A 15,443-nucleotide genomic window follows, 5' to 3' on the forward strand; every position below is an offset into this window, starting at 1 on the left:
GATCGGCTGAGAATCCACTCGGCGGTAAGCTTCGAACCGTGCCGGATCCACGGGGGCGGGCGCTGCCACGGCTATGCGTGGGCATGGCGACCTACGACGACTTCGACGGGGTCTGGTTCACTATCCAGGCTATCCGGCTGTACCAGTCCGACGTTCCCGCCGAGCTTTCCTTCGTCGTCGTCGACAACCACCCCGAGGGAACCGCCTCGGCCGCGCTGCGGGCGCTGGGGGAATGGATTCCGGGTTATCGGTACGTTCCGTTCACTGGATACCGCGGCACGGCTGTGCGTGACCTGGTCTTCCGCGAGACCGATGCGGACATCGTCTGCTGCGTTGACTCCCACGTGCTGCTTCGGCCCGGCGCGCTCGCCCAGCTCGTGACCTGGTTCGACGCTCATCCCGACAGCCGGGACCTGCTGCAGGGCCCGTTGTTCTACGACAGCCTGAGCGAGCCGGCCGCGACGCATCTGGAGCCGACCTGGGGCACCGGCATGTTCGGCCAGTGGGGCCGCGACGCGCGGGTCGACGACCCGGGCGGCGAGCCGTTCGAGATCTCGATGCAGGGCCTCGGTCTCTTCGCCTGCCGCCGGGCGGCCTGGCCCGGGCTCAACCCCAGGCTGCGTGGCTTCGGCGCGGAGGAGGGTTATCTGCACGAGAAGTTCCGCCAGCGGGGCGCGAGGGTGCTCTGCCATCCCGGGCTGGGCTGGTTGCACCGGTTTTCCCGGCCGGCCGGGACCGGATACGCGAACCGGTGGGAGGACCGGATCCGGAACTACCAGGTGGCCTGGTCGGAGGTCGGCTGGGATCACGCGCCGATCGAGGAGCACTTCCGGGAGCTGCTCGGCCCGGACATCGACACCGACGCCGTGTTCGCGCAGGCACGTGCCCAGGCCAGGCACCCGCTGGCCGTCTTCGACGCGATTTTCTGCGTGGCGGGCGACGAGGAGACCTGCGCCGCGCACGCACATCCGGACGACGTCGCCTGGCGCATGGAACGGGTCGCGGCGGACGCGGACGCCGAGCCCACGGCGGAGCTGGAGCGTCGGCGGGTGGCCCGCTGGCGGGCCGTCATCACCGCGGCGGCCCGGCGTGGATATGCGCACGTTCTCGTACTCGATGACCCGGCCGGCCCGGTCACGCCGACCCGCCAGGACAGCCTGGACCGGCTCGCGACGGCCAGCGACCTGGACTGGGATGTATGCCTGCTCCCGGCTTCCCCGCCGGTTGGTGAAGCCTCGGAACGGACCTCGAGCGCGGTTGTCGTCCGGGAACGGGCCTATGAGCGCGTCCTCACGGATCTCCCGCACGACGCGCCCACCTGGAAAGATTTCCACGCGGCCTGGGGCGACGTGGGCCGTTACCTCCGCGAACGCGTCGCCGACGGATTTCTCACCGCGGTCGACCTTTCGTGGGGCGGCCCGGGCGACGACCGGCCCGTGCTGGCGCCGGGGATCGAGCTGGTCCAGCTCGCGGACGGTTTCCTGGTCCGGCAGGATTCCCCTCCGCGCGAGCACCGCCTGAACAACACGGCCTCGGTGATTCTGGAACTTTGCGACGGCCGCCGCACCATCGCTCAGATCGCCGAGTCTCTCGCGGAGGCCTTTGCGCTGGCCACGCCTCCCTCCACCGAGGTGGCCAGTTGCGTCGGGCAGCTCCGCGAAATCGACGTTCTCGTGACGGCCGAGTTTCCATCCCGGCGATGCGATAACTTGGTCGCGTCCGCGGGTGACGTGTAGGGGGGAACATGGAAGACGGTTCACGGGACGATTCGGCGGACAGCGTGGGAGAAGAAGGCGGACCTCCCGAGGGCGCCGGGCGGCGGGCCTTTATCAAACAGATGATCACGCTTGGTTTTGGCGTTCCCGTCATCAGCACCTTTGGCAGGGGGTGCGGCCCGTGGTCCCCGCCACGGCACACCACCCATCCGCCACGGACGACGACCAAGCCACCGGTCACGTCGACGACGACCACGGTCCCGCCGTCAACCACGACGGTCTCCCCATCAACGACGACGGTCCCGCCGTCGACGACCACGGTCCCGCCCTCGGCGACGACGGTCCCGCCGTCAACGACCACGGTCCCGCCCTCGACCACCACGGTCCCGCCCTCGACCACCACGGTCCCCCCATCAACCACGACGGTCCCGCCCTCAACCACCACGACCCTCCCACCGGCGACCACCACGACCCTCGTGCGTCTCTGATCGACCTGGCGGAGCGGCCGTTCCCCGTATCGAGCACGAGCGCACGGTCAGGCCACCGCGGCCGCCTCCACTGCCCGGTCCGGCGCCGGCGCGAGTCGCGGCGAGCCGAGCGCCGTGATGACGCCGGCGGCCGCGAGGACGGCCGCCGCCGCCAGGCCCCGGTGGAACCCGTCGACCAGCGCGGCCTGGCCCGGCGCGCCGCCGGTCAGCGCCGCGGCGGTGCGGGAGTTGGCGAGCGTGCTCACGACGGCGAGGCCAAGCGCGCCGCCGATCTGATAGAAGGTGGTCACGACGCCGGACGCCGCGCCCGCGTCGCGTGGCTCGATGTCGACGACCGCGGCGATCTGCGCGGGCACACCGACGCCGATGATGCCGAAACCGAACAGCAGCAGCCCGGGCAGCAGCGCGGTCAGATAGCTCCCGTCCGCGTCCGCCTGCATCAGCGTCACCAGGCCGGCGACGCTGAGGACCGCGCCGCCGACCTGGACCGGCCGGGTACCGATCCGGGTGACGAGCTGCGAGGCGACGGCGGCGGCCGCGACGGCCGCGAAGCCCATCGGCAGGAAGTGCAGGCCGGCGGCGAGCGCCGAGTCGCCGCGCACCTGCTGCAGGAAGAGCGCGGTCAGGAAGAACATCGACAGGAACGCGCCGCCGTTCAGAGCGAGCGCCACGCTCGACGTGGTGAGCGCCCGCGACCGGAACAGCCTCGGGGGCACCAGCGGCGCGGCCGACCGGAGCTCCACCAGGACGAACGCCGCGAGCAGGGCCACGCCGCCAGCGAGCGCGCCCGCGACCTCGATCGACCCCCAACCGAGTGGCTCGGCGCGCACCACACCGTAGACGACCGCGAGCAACCCGGCGGTGCCGATGAAGGCCCCGGCCGCGTCGAACGAGCGCCGTCCCGCGGTGGGTGCCTGGCCCGCTGTGCCGGCCTGGCTCGCCTGGCCGGCCGGGCTGGCCACCTCGCGCGGTTCGGCGACGCTCTCGGCCACGAAGGTCCGGACCACCGCGAGCAGCGCCACCACGATGGGCACGTTCACGAAGAACACCCACCGCCAGCTCAGCGCGTCGACGAGCACGCCGCCGGCCACCACGCCGAGGGTACCGCCGAGGCCGGCGAGGCCGCCCCAGATCCCGAGCGCGATGTTGCGCTCCCGGCCACGCGGGAAGGTGACGGTGAGGATCGACAGCGCGGCCGGGGACATCAGCGCCCCACCCAGCCCCTGCGCGGCGCGGGTGGTGATCAGCACGCCGGACGTGGTCGCCAGGCCGGCGACCAACGACGCCGCGCCGAACAGGACCAGGCCGGCGACGAACATCCGGCGGCGACCGAGCAGGTCGGCCGCACGCCCGCCGAGCAGCAGGAACCCGCCGAACAGCAGGGTGTACGCGTTGATCACCCATTGCAGACCGGACGCGGAGAAGCCCAGGTCCGCCTGGATGTGTGGCAGCGCCACGTTGACGATCGTCACGTCGAGCACCACGGCGAACTGGGCGAGAGCCAGCACGACCAGCGTGGCCCAGGGGCTGCGTCGCATCGCTTCCTCGGCTTCCTCGGGCGGAGTAACGCCGTCCGCTTACGGCGGACGCATACGGCGTATGTCTACGTTGTAGACCTGGCGTCAGGCTAGATCTACGCCGTACACTTGTCAACGTGGCGGCAGCGAAGACCGGAGACGTGGCGGGGGCACCCCGGTCCGCGCGGACGGCTGCGCGAGACCGGGAGCCGCTGACGAGAGACCTGGTCGTCGCCCAGGCGATCGCCCTCGCGGACGTCGAGGGGCTCGACGCGGTGACCATCCGCCGGCTCGCGCAGGAGCACCACGTCACGCCGATGGCGCTCTACCGGCACTTCCGCGACAAGGACGAACTGCTCGACGGCATCGCCGAGCGGATGCTCGCCGACGTCGCGCTGCCGGCACCGTCGGACGCCCCCTGGGACGAACAGCTGCGCGGCCTGCTGGGAGCCCTCACCGAGGCGGTACGCGCGCATCCGGCCGTCGCCAGTCTGGTCCGGCCGAGAATCATGTCGTCGCCGCCGGGACTTGAGCTCGCCGAACGTGGACTGGCGCTGCTACGTTCGGCCGGCTTCTCCGTCGAGCAGGCGGCCGAGCTCGGGACGATGGCCGTCACCTCGGCGATCACACTGGTCACCGCCGAGCCCGGCGCCCCCCGTATCTGGGACCCCGAGGCCCGCGACGACGAGATCAGAGCGAAGCGAGCCCGCCTCGCCGCGCTCTCACCCCGGCGCTACCCGAACGTCGTCGCCGCGGCCGACGCCCTCACCAACTGCGCGAGCCCGCCCGACTACTACCGCCTGGGCCTCGACATCGTCGTCGCCGGCATCCGCGAGGCGCGCTCCCTCCGCTGACGCGGCACCGGACCGGCCCGATCATCGCCAGCCCCTCGCCACCCCTTCGCCGGCGCGGAGGAACCACATTCGCCTGCCGCCGCGCGCGGGCGCCTCGCCGACGCCGAGGGCGGTCGCGCCGCCGGCATGGGGCCACGTTCGGACGATGCCTATGACGCGAGCCACAGGTTGCGGGTCGCTAGGGCATGGGTACCTCAGGGGCGGGTAGACGGTTCTTCCCTGGATTTTGTTGACGGTTCTTGTTCTCGTAGCTTTCGGAGCCAACGTGATCGCGTCACGGCCGTACCGGGTGCTGCTCGTTGAGGATGACGAGGCGGATGCGCTTCTGATCGAGGAGGCGCTGGAGGAGCGCGGGATGGTGCGGGAGGTTCGTCGAGCCTGTGACGGCGCCGACGCTCTTGACCAGCTGAATCAGTCCAACAACAACGATCATCCCGATCTGATCGTGCTTGATCTGAACATGCCGCGGATGAACGGGCGGGAGTTCCTAGCGCAAATGAAGGCCGACCCGCGGCTGCAGGCGATCCCCGTCGTGGTGCTCACCACCTCGGCCTCCCCCGGCGATGTCACAAGCGCATACCAGAACCACGCCAACGCCTACGTGAAGAAGCCGGTGGACCTCGACGAGTTCAGCGCGGCGGTCCAGCGGATCGACACGTTCTTTCTCGACACGGCCCAGCCGTACCGGACCTGATCCGCGGAGTCAGCCGGGCTGCCGGGGCATGGTGAAGCGGCGCCGGTGTGCTTCAACCCGGGCCGGACCGAATGTCGTCGACGGGTGTGGACCGTCAGGCGGCGCCGAACAACAGCGGGGCGAGCCGTTCCAGTTGGTCGACCGCCGCGGCGAGGTCGCCGGCGAACGGGCTTATGAGCACGTGGTCCGCGCCGGCCTCGAGATGGGCGGTCAGCCGGGTGGCGACAGCGGCCTCGTCGCCCCAGGCGAGAACGTCGTCGATCAGCCGGTCGCTGCGGCGTCCGGCCACATCCGACTCGCTGTAGCCGAGCCTCCGGTAGTTCCTGGTGTAAGGGGACTCGGGAGCGCCGGCACCGAGGTCCAGGATTGCCCGCAGTCGCGCCCGGGCCGTCTCACCGTCGGTTTCGAGCAGGACCCCTTGGTGCGGGATGACCAGCAGGTCCGGCCCCACCGCCGCGCGAGCGGCCGCCGTGTGCGCCACGGGTTGCAGGAACGGATGAACACCGTCCGCGCGCTCGCGGGCCAGCTGGTGTGCGCGCGGGCCGAGCGCGGCGAGCACGCGGGGATATACCGGGGCCGGAAGTTGGGTCAGGCGCCGCGCGGTCTCGTCCATCGAGTCGAGATAGGCCCGCAGGTGGGTGAGCGGCCGTTCCCCGGACTGACCGCCCAGGCCAAGCGTGAATCGGCCGGGATAAGCCTCGGCCAGGGTCGCGGCACCGGTGTGCATCGCGGTGGCCGCTCGGACGCTGATGTTCGCGATGCCGGTGCCGACGACGATGCGTTCGGTCGCCGCGAGCATCAGCCCGTGTTGCGCGAAAGCCTCCCGCCCGCTGACGGGCGCGACCGGCGGCGTCTCCCCGCTCCACAGGGAGCCGTATCCCAGGCGCTCGATCCGAGCGAACTGCGTGCGCTGCACCGCCGCCGAAGTGCCAAGCAGGGTGAACGGGGCAACCCACACCCCGAACCTGCCCAGCCGCCGCCGGGTCTCTGACACCACCACCGCTGCTCCCTTCCCCGCCAGCTAATCGGAGGCCGCCTCCTCCTGGCGGGAAGCTTAGAGGAGGCCACCTCCGTTTGGGTGGGCGGGGTGGAAGGTAGCCTCGGCCTGTCTGCCAGGGCGGACCGGAGGACCGGGGAGGTAGATGCGTTGAGCGGCGCTACCGGAGCGCGGCCCAGGCGTGCCGATGCCCAGGCCAACTACGAACGGCTGCTGGCGCGGGCGCGCCTCGCGTTCGCCGAACACGGCACCGGGGCGTCCCTGGAGGAGATCGCCCGGCAGGCCGGCGTCGGGATCGGCACGTTCTACCGGCACTTCCCCTCGCGGGAGGCCCTCCTGGAGGCCGTGCTCCACGACCAGTTCGACCGCCTCACGGCACGGGCCGGTGAGCTGTCGGCCGCGGCGGAGCCCGGTGCCGCGCTCACCGCCTGGCTGCTGGAGTTCGTCGAGTTCACGGGCGCCTATCGGGGGCTCACCACCGCGCTCATGCAGACCCTGCGGGACACGTCGACCGAGCTCCACGCGGCCTGCGAGGCCATGCGGGAAAACGGCGCGACCCTCCTCGCCCGTGCGCAGCAGGCCGGAAGGGTCCGGCCCGATCTCGACGCCCTCGAGCTTTTCACCCTCGTCAGCGGCCTCGCCTGGGCACATGAACAAACGTCGGCGGCCGTCCCCGGCCGGATCACGATCGGCCGACTGCTGGCACTCGCGCTCGAGGGTCTCGTCCCGAGCACCGACGCCGTTCGCTGACGCGCGCCCGAACCCACCCCTCCACTCGACACGTGCGGCGCGTCGTTCGCCCGTCCAACACAGGCGGCCGACAGCGGGTCGCGTGCGGTCGAGGTGAATGAAAGGCGTTCAGGTGGATATGAGTCGTCCAGCGATCAGCGAGCGGCGGAGGGATGGAAGGCTATGCGTTGGGCGAGATTGCCGGGCTGGGGTTGGGCGAGGATGCCGGGCCGGCGCCAGGTACTCGACGACGCGGTGGTGGCGGCCAAGGCCGTCCGGTCTCCGCTGGTGGGGTTCCGGCAGTTCATCACCCGGGGCAACGTCGTCGACCTCGCCGTCGCCGTCGTCGTCGGCACCGCCTTCACGGCGCTGGTCCAGTCCCTGGTCAAGAACATCTTCACGCCGCTGATCGCCGCGATCTTCGGAAAGCCGGACTTCTCCAACCTGACCTTCCGCGTGCATCGGAGCGTCTTCCACTACGGCACGTTCATCAACGACCTGATCACCTTTCTGAGCGTCGCGGCGGTGATCTACTTCGTCGTCGTCTTCCCGTTGGCCAAGATCAATGAACTGCGCCGGCGGGGCGAGCTCGACGAGCCGGAGGCTCCCTCCATCAGCGACGAGGCACGCCTCCTGACCGAGATCCGCGATCTGCTGGCCGCGAATACCAACGGGGATCAGCTGCCCGTCCAGACCTCGGCCGACCGCGGGACCGCCAGCGCCGTCGCGCCGCCCTCGAGCGACCGGGCGCCGTCGAGCGACTGAGCCTCAGCGACCAGCGACTGAGCCTCAGCAACCTGAGCCTCGTCGAGGTAGCCAAGCGACGGAGTGGCCGACTCCAGCCGCTCGCTCCGTCGCCGTCATGGCGGGATGTCACCGTCATTGCAGGATGCTGACGCCGCGGGCGATGATCAGGACGGAGGTCAGGAGCGCGGAGATCGACTCGACGGCCATGAGGATCTTGGCCCGGCTCGACAGCGGCATGGTGTCGGTGGGGCTGAACGCGGTCGAGTTGGTGGTCGAGACATACAGGTAGTCGATGAAGCTCGGCACCCAGCCGGAGGCCCGACTGGAACCGCGCGCCACCTCGCCGACGGTGTCATGGTCCTCGTCCTGGGAGAAGCGGAAGTCCGCCGGCGGCAGCGCCGACCGGTCGGTCTGGGTCCGCGCCACCGGACCGCCCCGGTCGAGCTCCCAGAACGCGAGCCCGAAGACGATGATGTTGGTCAGCCAGATCTGCAGGGCGCCGAGCAGCAGCGGACGGCCGTCGCGGACGTCCGCGTCGACGAGGTCCCGGATGAGCATCCCGAGCGAGGTGAGGTTGGTCAGCGCGATCACGCCGACCAGGCCCAGCGAGACCACTCGTGACCAGCGGGTCTGCCTGGTCATCCGGCGCGGGTTGACGGCGACGAGGCTGGCCAGCAGGACCGCCTCCAGCACCGGGATGATCAGCCGCTGCCCGAGGACGAGCTGGCCCGGGAGCAGCGCGTAGATGGCGATCGCGACGGCGGTCGCCACCGCGGCCGGCAGGCGCGCCTCCCCGCGTCGGCTCGACTCGTTTCTTGTGGCTGCCATGGCTCCCTTTCCCGCCTTTCCCGCGCTGTCTTTCCACCGGTGAACCGCTGGGTTCGCCTGCCAGCCCGGAGTCACTGGCCAGCCCGGGACCCGCCAGCCCGGGAATTGGCCAACCCGGAAGCCAGCCGACCCAGGAACGTGCCAATCCGAGATCCCGGCCAACGATGCCATCCGGTGTGCGCCCATTGGTGCCTGGCCCCGACCAGGCGCGTTATCGCGGCGGTGCCGGGGTAGATGCCGCGGCATGGTGTCGATCAGGCGGAAGCGCCGCCAGCCTACGGAGCTCGCGGTGGGCACGGGGCCGGACGAGGCCGTCCGGGAGGCCGAGCCCGACCGGCTGCGCGACCTGCGGCCGCGGTCGTGGTGGGCGGTGCTGCGCAGGACGATCGCCGAGTTCAATGACGACGCGTTGTCCGACCGGGCGGCGGCCCTGACGTACTACTCCATCCAGGCGATCTTCCCCGCCCTGCTGGTGCTGGTCTCGCTGCTGGGCGTGATCGGCAGGTCCGCGACGGCGACGATCCTGGAGAACCTCCAGGACCTGACGCCGGGTTCCGCGCGGGACGTGGTGAGCAACGCGGTGAACGGCATCCGCGACAGCGGCGGCACGGGCAGTGTGCTGGCGATCGTGGGCCTGGCCGGGGCCCTCTGGTCGGCGTCCGGGTACGTGGCCGCGTTCATCCGCGCGGCCAACGCCGTGTACGACATGCCGGAGGGCCGGCCGGTCTGGAAGATCGCGCCGCTGCGGATCGCGGTGACCGTCGCGCTGATGGTGCTGCTCGCGCTGAGCGCCGTGATCGTGGTGTTCAGCGGCGGCGTCGCCCGTCAGGCCGGGACGGCGCTGGGCATCGGCCAAACCACGGTCGAGGTCTGGTCGTACGCGAAGTGGCCCGTTCTCGTCGTCCTCGTCATCCTGATGATCGCGATCCTGTACTGGGCGGCGCCGAACGTTCGGCACCAGGGTTTCCGCTGGCTGACGCCCGGCAGCGTGCTCGCGCTGGTGATCTGGATGGTTGCCTCCGGCGCCTTCGCGTTCTACGTGGCCAACTTCGGCTCGTACAACAAGACCTACGGCACCCTCGCCGGGATCATCATCTTCCTGGTCTGGCTGTGGCTGACCAATCTCGCGATCCTGCTCGGGCTCGAGTTCGACGCGGAACTGGCCCGCGAGCGGGCGATGGCCGGCGGTCTCCCGGCCGACACCGAGCCGTACGCCCCGCCCCGCGACACCCGCGGCTTCCCCCGCCGACCGCTGCGCCGGACGAAGCAACAGGAGGCCAGCGGCACCTGACGCCCGCGCCCGCGGCCCGATCGCGATTCGTGCCTTCCGCGGTCGCGAACCGGTCGGCGAATTTCGGTGACGACCGCCGGAGGCAGAAACCACGATCGGCATAGGTGGCGAGTCCCGCCGGGCGGAATGCGCGTCGCGGCGGCGCTCCTTCTACCGGGCATGACCACCACGTCGTTCGACCCACACGCGCTGCTCGCGGAAAGCCGGCTCGGCGTCCTCGCGACGATCAAGTCGGATGGCCGTCCGCAGCTTTCCCCGGTCCTGCCGTTCTACGACCAGGGGTCCGGCGTCATCCACGTGTCGATGACCGAGGGCCGTGCCAAGACGGCGAACCTGCGTCGGGATCCGCGCGCCACATTGGAAGTCACCAGTCCCGACGGCCGGGCGTGGGCGACCGCCGAAGGCACCGCAACGCTCATCGGGCCGGGAACCGACCCGGGCGGTCCCGAGGTCCAGGCCCTGGTCGACTACTACCGCCTCGCCGCCGGCGAGCACCCGGACTGGGACGAATACCGCTCGGTGATGGTGGCCGACCGCAGGGTGCTCATGACGATGACCGTCGACCACGTGTACGGCACCAGCCTCGGCTGACGGCGCCAGGGTTCCAAAGCCCGGACCCATGAGGCCCATCCCCTCGCGGGGGTGGGCCTCATCGCGCACGCCTGTTGACAGGTGTGGCGTGAGTCTCATAACGTAATGAACGAAAGATCTTTCGTTATAGCGAAAATCTGGCTGACGCTATCCGCCTCCCGATCTGGACCGCGGGCGAAGGAGTGTGCGAATGATCGACCTCGGGTTGACCGGAAGACGCGCCATCGTGTCGGGGGCCGGCTACATCCCGGAGCGCGCCGGGCACGGGCGTTTCACCGCGCTGAGGCTCGCCGAGGCCGGGGCGACGGTCGCGTGCGTCGACATCGACGAGGGCCGGGCGAACGGAATCGTCAAGGAGATCGCGGCGGCAGGTGGAAAGGCCTTTCCGGTCGTCGCCGACATGACGGTGCCCGCCGAGGTCGAGCGCGCGGTCGGCGAGGCGGTACGCGGGCTCGGCGGCGGAGTGGACGTCTGCGTCGACATCATCGGCCGGGCCACCTGGAACGGCGCGGAGCGGTTCACGCCGCAGGTCTGGGACGCCACCATCCGGGAGAACCTGTCGCAGGTGTTCTACCTGTTCCAGACCGTCGGCCGACAGATGATCGAACAGGGAACGGGCGGCTCGATCGTCGCGCTCGCGTCGGTCGACGGCATCACCGCCGCCGGCTACCACGCACCCTACGGCGCGGCCAAGGCCGGGGTGATCTCGCTGGCGAAGACCTTCGCCGACGAGTTGGGCCGATACGGCATCCGGGTCAATGCAGTCGCCCCCGGCAACGTGGGCAGCGGCAACGAGGACCAGCCGCCAGGCGAGTACGCGGTGAACGGGATCAACCCACTCGCCGCGCCCCGAGCGCACGACATCGCAAACGCGGTGCTGTTCCTGTCCTCCACCCTGGCCGAGCGCATCACCGGGCAGACGCTGGTCGTCGACGGAGGCGCCAGCATCCACTCGTTGTGGGGACTCAATCCCGACCAGTCCAGGCAGTTCTCCGAAGGGGACTACCTGGACGCCACCGGACAGTCCTCATGACCGGCGAGCCTCGGCTGGCGGCCCTGACCGATCTGACGGGCCGGTCCGCGATCGTGACCGGCGCCGGCAGCGGCATCGGGCGCGGGGTCGCGCGGGTGTTCGCGACGGCGGGCGCCGCCGTGGTGTGCGCGGACATCTCCGCCTCGGCGGCGGAGGACACGGCCGGGTTGATCCGGGACGCCGGCGGCGTCGCGAAGGCGGCGACCGTGGACGTCAGCCACCGCGAGGACGTCGCCGAGCTCGTCTCCGCCGCGGTGTCCGAGTACGGCCGCCTTGACGTGATCTGCAACAACGCCGGGATCATCATCGACGTCCCGGTGCTCGATCTCGACGAGGCCGAGTTCGACCACGTGCTGGCGGTCAACCTGAAGGGCGTGCTGTTCGGCTGCCAGGAGGCGGGCCGGGCGATGGCCTTGGCCGGCGGCGGCAGCATCATCAACATGGCCTCCGGCGCCGTCGACGCGGCCGCGCCGGGTCTGGCGGCCTATGGCATCTCCAAGGCCGGCATCGTGCAGCTCACCAAGACGCTGGCCGTCGAGCTCGGCCGCGACGGGGTGCGGGTGAACGCGATCGCGCCCGGCCTGATCGAGACGAGCATGACGCGGCGCCACTACACCCGCCCCGACGGCTCCGTCGACGAGGACAGACGCGCCGCGGTCCTCAAGCCGATGCGGGACATCTCGCCCCTGGGCCTGATCGGGACGCCGGAGGACATCGGGTGGGCGGCGCTGTATCTCGCGTCGGACGCCGCGCGGTTCGTCACCGGCCAGATCATGCGGCCCAACGGGGGCACCTCCATGCCCTGGTGACGGGCGAAACGGATTCGAAAGGAGCCCAGGTGAAGCTCGACCTGCTCTACGAGTTCCAGCCGAAGATCGGCCCGTACCCGGAGCCGTTCCCCTTAGGCCAGAAGCGCGCCGAGCAACAGACGTACCGCGAGGCGATCGAGGAGATCACCTTCGCCGACAGGCTCGGCTTCCAGACCGCGTGGGTGGTGGAGCACCACTTCCGGCAGGGACGGTCGGCGTCCCCGTGCAACGAGACGATCCTCGGCGCGCTGTCCCAGGTCACCGAGAACATCCGGCTGGGTTTCGGGGTCGTGCTGCTGCCATCGGGGTTCCAGCATCCGGTGCGGGTGGCCGAGAAGGTCGCCACCGTCGACGTGCTCAGCGGCGGCCGGGTGGAATGGGGTTCCGGCCGCTCGACGCCCAACGAGCAGCTCGCCTTCGGCGTCCCGGCCGACGACCGTTCCCGCCAGATGTGGCGGGAGGCGTTCGAGTTCGTCATCGCCGCCTGGACGAACGAGCGGCTGGCGTGGAAGTCGCCGTCCATCGACTTCCCGGAGCGCTTCATCACGCCTCGCCCATATCAGGACCCGCACCCGCCCGCCTGGCTCGCCGCGGCCAGCGAGCAGTCCGCCTACAACGCTGGAAAGCTCGGCCTCGGGCTGCTCTCGTTCGCGCTCATGCAGCCGGTCGAGAAGATGGCCGAGCACATCGCCACCTACCACCGGGGCCAGGCCGACGGCGACACGCCGCTGCCGAAGTTCAGGAACGACCGGGTGGGCGCCTACACCCTCGTCCACTGCACCGACGACCTGGACGACGCCGAGCGTTACGGCCTCTGGGACTCCGTGCGGTGGTGGTACCAGAACCTCGCCGAGTTCACCCTCGAATGGGAGCTCGCGCACCTGCCCGAGCCGGAGAAGGCCAAGGTCTTTCCGCTGCTCGAGCCCACCATCCGGGGCGACGTCGACATCAGGAAGTACACCGAGCAGGACATGATCATCGTGGGGACTCCCGAGGAATGCCTCGAGAAGATCCTCCGGTACGAGGAGGCGGGCGTCGACCAGCTGCTGTGCTACACGCAGTTCGGCACGCTGCCGCACGAGAAGGTGATGCGCGGCCTGGAGCTTCTCGGCACGAAGGTCATCCCGGAGCTGGAGAGGCGCGGGCACCGCGTCGACTACGAGGCCCTCTTCAAGGGTGCCTGACACGCTCTTGGAGGAAGCCTGACCCGAACCTCAGTGGACCTTCAGAGGGGAAGCCGCCCGCGCGTCTGCTTCGTGACGACGGTGGCGCAGGCCCGGACGCGCTCCCCGATGTCGAGGACCTCCCGCCCGGCCAGGCCGGGCGAGAAGCCTGACGCGGTGATCGCGACGAGCACCCGGCCGTCGGCGTCGAACACCGGCGCCGACGCCATGCCCAGGTCGTAGCTCCGGGTGGCCTCGACGGTCGGGAGGTCGTAGTCGTCCCGCAGAGAGGCCGACTCCTGCGCTCGGTCGCGGCCACCCCCCAGCGCCAGCCCCAGCGCGTATCCCCGCTCGCGCACGGCGGCCAGCGCGAGCCTGACCCGGTCCGGTTCGGGCGCGACCCGGGCACGCCCCAGCCAGGCCTCCACCTCGAGAGGATGCGCCCACGCCATGAACACCAGGCCGAGCGGCGGGACGAGCGGCACCCGCTCACCCTCCCTGAAGCCGGGGCCGTACCGGGAGCCCGGACCGCCCACGGCGACGAACACGATCTCCGCCGGCGTCGCGGCCGTCACGACCACGTCGGCGTTGAGCTCCGCGGCGAGCTTGGGGATCTGGTCGGCCGCGGCCCGGATCGCCGGGTGCTGCTCCAACGCCGCCATGCCCGCACTCACCAGGGCCGGGCCGAGCCCGTAGGTCTTCCGAGTCGGATGCCGGCTCAGGTAGCCGGTCTGCTCGAGAACGGCGAGGACCGCGTGGGCGGAGCCGAGGCTGCTGCCCGTGCGCCGGGCGAGGTCGGAGATCGTGAACTGCTCACCCCGGTGCGTCACGAGCAGATCGATGATCTTCAACGCCTTCTCGACGGCGGGTGCCGGTCTCGCCATCGCATCCTCCCCGGACCCCCGAAGCGCGGGCCGCGTCGCCGGACACGTTATCCCAACGACGATGCACGTTTCACGTGAGCGAAAGATGTTTCGCGATGGGCCTCACCTTTCCGACGGCCACACAGATAACGCAGAAGGCGTAGGAACACAGAAGGCGTAGGAAGGCTGACCTCCATGACGGCCACCGATTCCAACCACGGCCCCACAGCGGCAGAACGCACCGCCTCCGCCGCCGGCTGGCCGCTCCCACCGCTACGCCCGTCGACCATACGGACGCCGGCCGACCTCGCCGCCCGCCGCGCGGCCGTCGGCGCGCTGGCCCTGCCGGCCCCGGCGCCCGACGTCGTCGTCCGGGACGCCCGATACGCCGGCGTGCCATGCGTGGTGTGCACGCCGCCGGAGCCCCGCGACGTCCTCGTGTACCTCCATGGAGGCGGCTACCGGCTGGGCTCGGCGGCCCAGTTCACGCCCTTCGCCGCCCGCCTGGCCCGGGCCGCCCGCGCCCGCGTGGTCGTCGTCGACTACCGGCTCGCGCCGGAACACCCCTATCCGGCGGCGGCGCACGACACGGCGATGGTCTATGAGCAGGTCCTCGCCGAGTCGGGCGTGCCACCGATCGTCGTGGGCGACTCCGCCGGCGGCGGGCTGGCGGCCGCGCTCGTCGTCGCCTGTGCCCGGGCCGAGGTCCCCGTCCCGCGCGGGCTCGTCCTCCTGTCCGCCTGGCTGGACCTGCGGTGCTCCGCGGCCAGCTACCACTCACGGTCGGCGACCGACCGGCTGTTCTCCCTCGCGTCCGCCAGGCAGGCCGCCGAGCAGTACCTCCAGGGGCATGGCCCGGACGACCCGCTGGCGTCCCCGCTCCTCGCCGACGTCGTCTCGTTCCCGCCGACGTTGCTGTTCGCGAGCACTGACGAGGTCCTGCTCGACGACACGGTCGCGATGACGGCGGCGCTCGCGCGGGCCGGGGTGCCGACGGAGACCGTCGTCCTCCCGGGCGTGCCACACACCTGGCCGAGCGTCGCGCCCGACCTCCCCGAGTCGGCGACCGCGCTGGACATCCTTGGCCGCTTCGTCGACCGGCTGTCCGCGGGGCGGTGACGGGT

At 70.9% G+C, this 15,443-nt stretch carries 15 protein-coding genes; 11 read left to right on the forward strand and 4 right to left on the reverse strand.

The window, feature by feature from the left end:
• Window positions 1-38 precede the first annotated feature (38 nt).
• Window positions 39-1,736: a PqqD family peptide modification chaperone gene (locus BCD49_RS32480; RefSeq protein WP_106410209.1), complete on the forward strand. Its 1,698-nt coding sequence runs from the start codon at window positions 39-41 to the stop codon at window positions 1,734-1,736.
• Window positions 1,737-2,250: 514 nt separating this feature from the next.
• On the opposite strand, the gene BCD49_RS32485 is transcribed toward BCD49_RS32480, so the two are convergent.
• Window positions 2,251-3,741: an MFS transporter gene (locus BCD49_RS32485; protein ID WP_007517427.1), complete on the reverse strand. Its 1,491-nt coding sequence runs from the start codon at window positions 3,739-3,741 to the stop codon at window positions 2,251-2,253.
• Window positions 3,742-3,881: 140 nt separating this feature from the next.
• Here BCD49_RS32485 and BCD49_RS32490 point away from each other — a divergent pair, with 140 nt between their 5' ends.
• Together BCD49_RS32490 and BCD49_RS32495 are read left to right on the forward strand one after the other, a co-directional pair.
• Window positions 3,882-4,574, forward strand: a complete 693-nt coding sequence (locus tag BCD49_RS32490; protein ID WP_027140630.1) for a TetR/AcrR family transcriptional regulator — start codon at window positions 3,882-3,884, stop codon at window positions 4,572-4,574.
• A 265-nt stretch (window positions 4,575-4,839) separates the two neighbouring features.
• Window positions 4,840-5,268 carry a response regulator gene (locus BCD49_RS32495; RefSeq protein WP_007517432.1) on the forward strand — a complete coding sequence of 143 codons (429 nt, stop codon included), beginning with the start codon at window positions 4,840-4,842 and terminating at the stop codon, window positions 5,266-5,268.
• A gap of 94 nt (window positions 5,269-5,362) precedes the next feature.
• Here BCD49_RS32495 and BCD49_RS32500 read toward each other — a convergent pair whose 3' ends face one another.
• Complete coding sequence (locus tag BCD49_RS32500; RefSeq protein WP_007517434.1) at window positions 5,363-6,268, reverse strand: TIGR03620 family F420-dependent LLM class oxidoreductase; 906 nt, start codon at window positions 6,266-6,268, stop codon at window positions 5,363-5,365.
• Window positions 6,269-6,415: 147 nt separating this feature from the next.
• Here BCD49_RS32500 and BCD49_RS32505 point away from each other — a divergent pair, with 147 nt between their 5' ends.
• Both BCD49_RS32505 and mscL read left to right on the forward strand, forming a co-directional pair.
• Window positions 6,416-7,015, forward strand: a complete 600-nt coding sequence (locus BCD49_RS32505) for a TetR/AcrR family transcriptional regulator (protein ID WP_007517436.1) — start codon at window positions 6,416-6,418, stop codon at window positions 7,013-7,015.
• Window positions 7,016-7,216: 201 nt separating this feature from the next.
• Entirely contained in the window at window positions 7,217-7,759 is a 543-nt protein-coding gene (mscL, locus tag BCD49_RS32510; protein WP_051466272.1) for a large conductance mechanosensitive channel protein MscL, read from the forward strand.
• A gap of 114 nt (window positions 7,760-7,873) precedes the next feature.
• Here the strand turns inward: mscL and BCD49_RS32515 are convergent, their stop codons facing one another.
• Window positions 7,874-8,569 carry a hypothetical protein gene (locus BCD49_RS32515; protein ID WP_007517440.1) on the reverse strand — a complete coding sequence of 232 codons (696 nt, stop codon included), beginning with the start codon at window positions 8,567-8,569 and terminating at the stop codon, window positions 7,874-7,876.
• Window positions 8,570-8,813: 244 nt separating this feature from the next.
• Here BCD49_RS32515 and BCD49_RS32520 point away from each other — a divergent pair, with 244 nt between their 5' ends.
• The 5 genes from BCD49_RS32520 to BCD49_RS32540 all read left to right on the forward strand — a co-directional run bounded on the left by BCD49_RS32520 (window position 8,814) and on the right by BCD49_RS32540 (window position 13,477).
• Window positions 8,814-9,860, forward strand: a complete 1,047-nt coding sequence (locus BCD49_RS32520) for a YihY/virulence factor BrkB family protein (RefSeq protein WP_035924813.1) — start codon at window positions 8,814-8,816, stop codon at window positions 9,858-9,860.
• A gap of 159 nt (window positions 9,861-10,019) precedes the next feature.
• Entirely contained in the window at window positions 10,020-10,451 is a 432-nt protein-coding gene (locus BCD49_RS32525; protein ID WP_027140629.1) for a PPOX class F420-dependent oxidoreductase, read from the forward strand.
• A gap of 190 nt (window positions 10,452-10,641) precedes the next feature.
• Window positions 10,642-11,484, forward strand: coding sequence for an SDR family NAD(P)-dependent oxidoreductase (locus BCD49_RS32530; RefSeq protein WP_007517445.1), 843 nt, complete (start codon window positions 10,642-10,644; stop codon window positions 11,482-11,484).
• Window positions 11,481-12,293, forward strand: a complete 813-nt coding sequence (locus BCD49_RS32535) for an SDR family NAD(P)-dependent oxidoreductase (protein WP_007517447.1) — start codon at window positions 11,481-11,483, stop codon at window positions 12,291-12,293. The genes BCD49_RS32530 and BCD49_RS32535 overlap by 4 nt, the downstream gene beginning before the upstream one ends.
• Window positions 12,294-12,322: 29 nt before the next feature.
• Window positions 12,323-13,477, forward strand: a complete 1,155-nt coding sequence (locus BCD49_RS32540) for an LLM class flavin-dependent oxidoreductase (protein WP_007517450.1) — start codon at window positions 12,323-12,325, stop codon at window positions 13,475-13,477.
• Window positions 13,478-13,518: 41 nt separating this feature from the next.
• Here BCD49_RS32540 and BCD49_RS32545 read toward each other — a convergent pair whose 3' ends face one another.
• Window positions 13,519-14,340, reverse strand: a complete 822-nt coding sequence (locus BCD49_RS32545; protein WP_007517452.1) for an IclR family transcriptional regulator — start codon at window positions 14,338-14,340, stop codon at window positions 13,519-13,521.
• A gap of 174 nt (window positions 14,341-14,514) precedes the next feature.
• On the opposite strand from BCD49_RS32545, the gene BCD49_RS32550 reads away from it, so the two are divergent.
• The gene (locus BCD49_RS32550; protein ID WP_007517453.1) at window positions 14,515-15,438 is read left to right on the forward strand and encodes an alpha/beta hydrolase fold domain-containing protein; all 924 of its coding nucleotides are present in this window, start codon (window positions 14,515-14,517) and stop codon (window positions 15,436-15,438) included.
• Window positions 15,439-15,443: the final 5 nt, after the last annotated feature.

The sequence above is a fragment of the Pseudofrankia sp. EUN1h genome, from assembly GCF_001854645.1.
Classification (GTDB): Bacteria; Actinomycetota; Actinomycetes; order Frankiales; family Frankiaceae; genus Pseudofrankia; species Pseudofrankia saprophytica.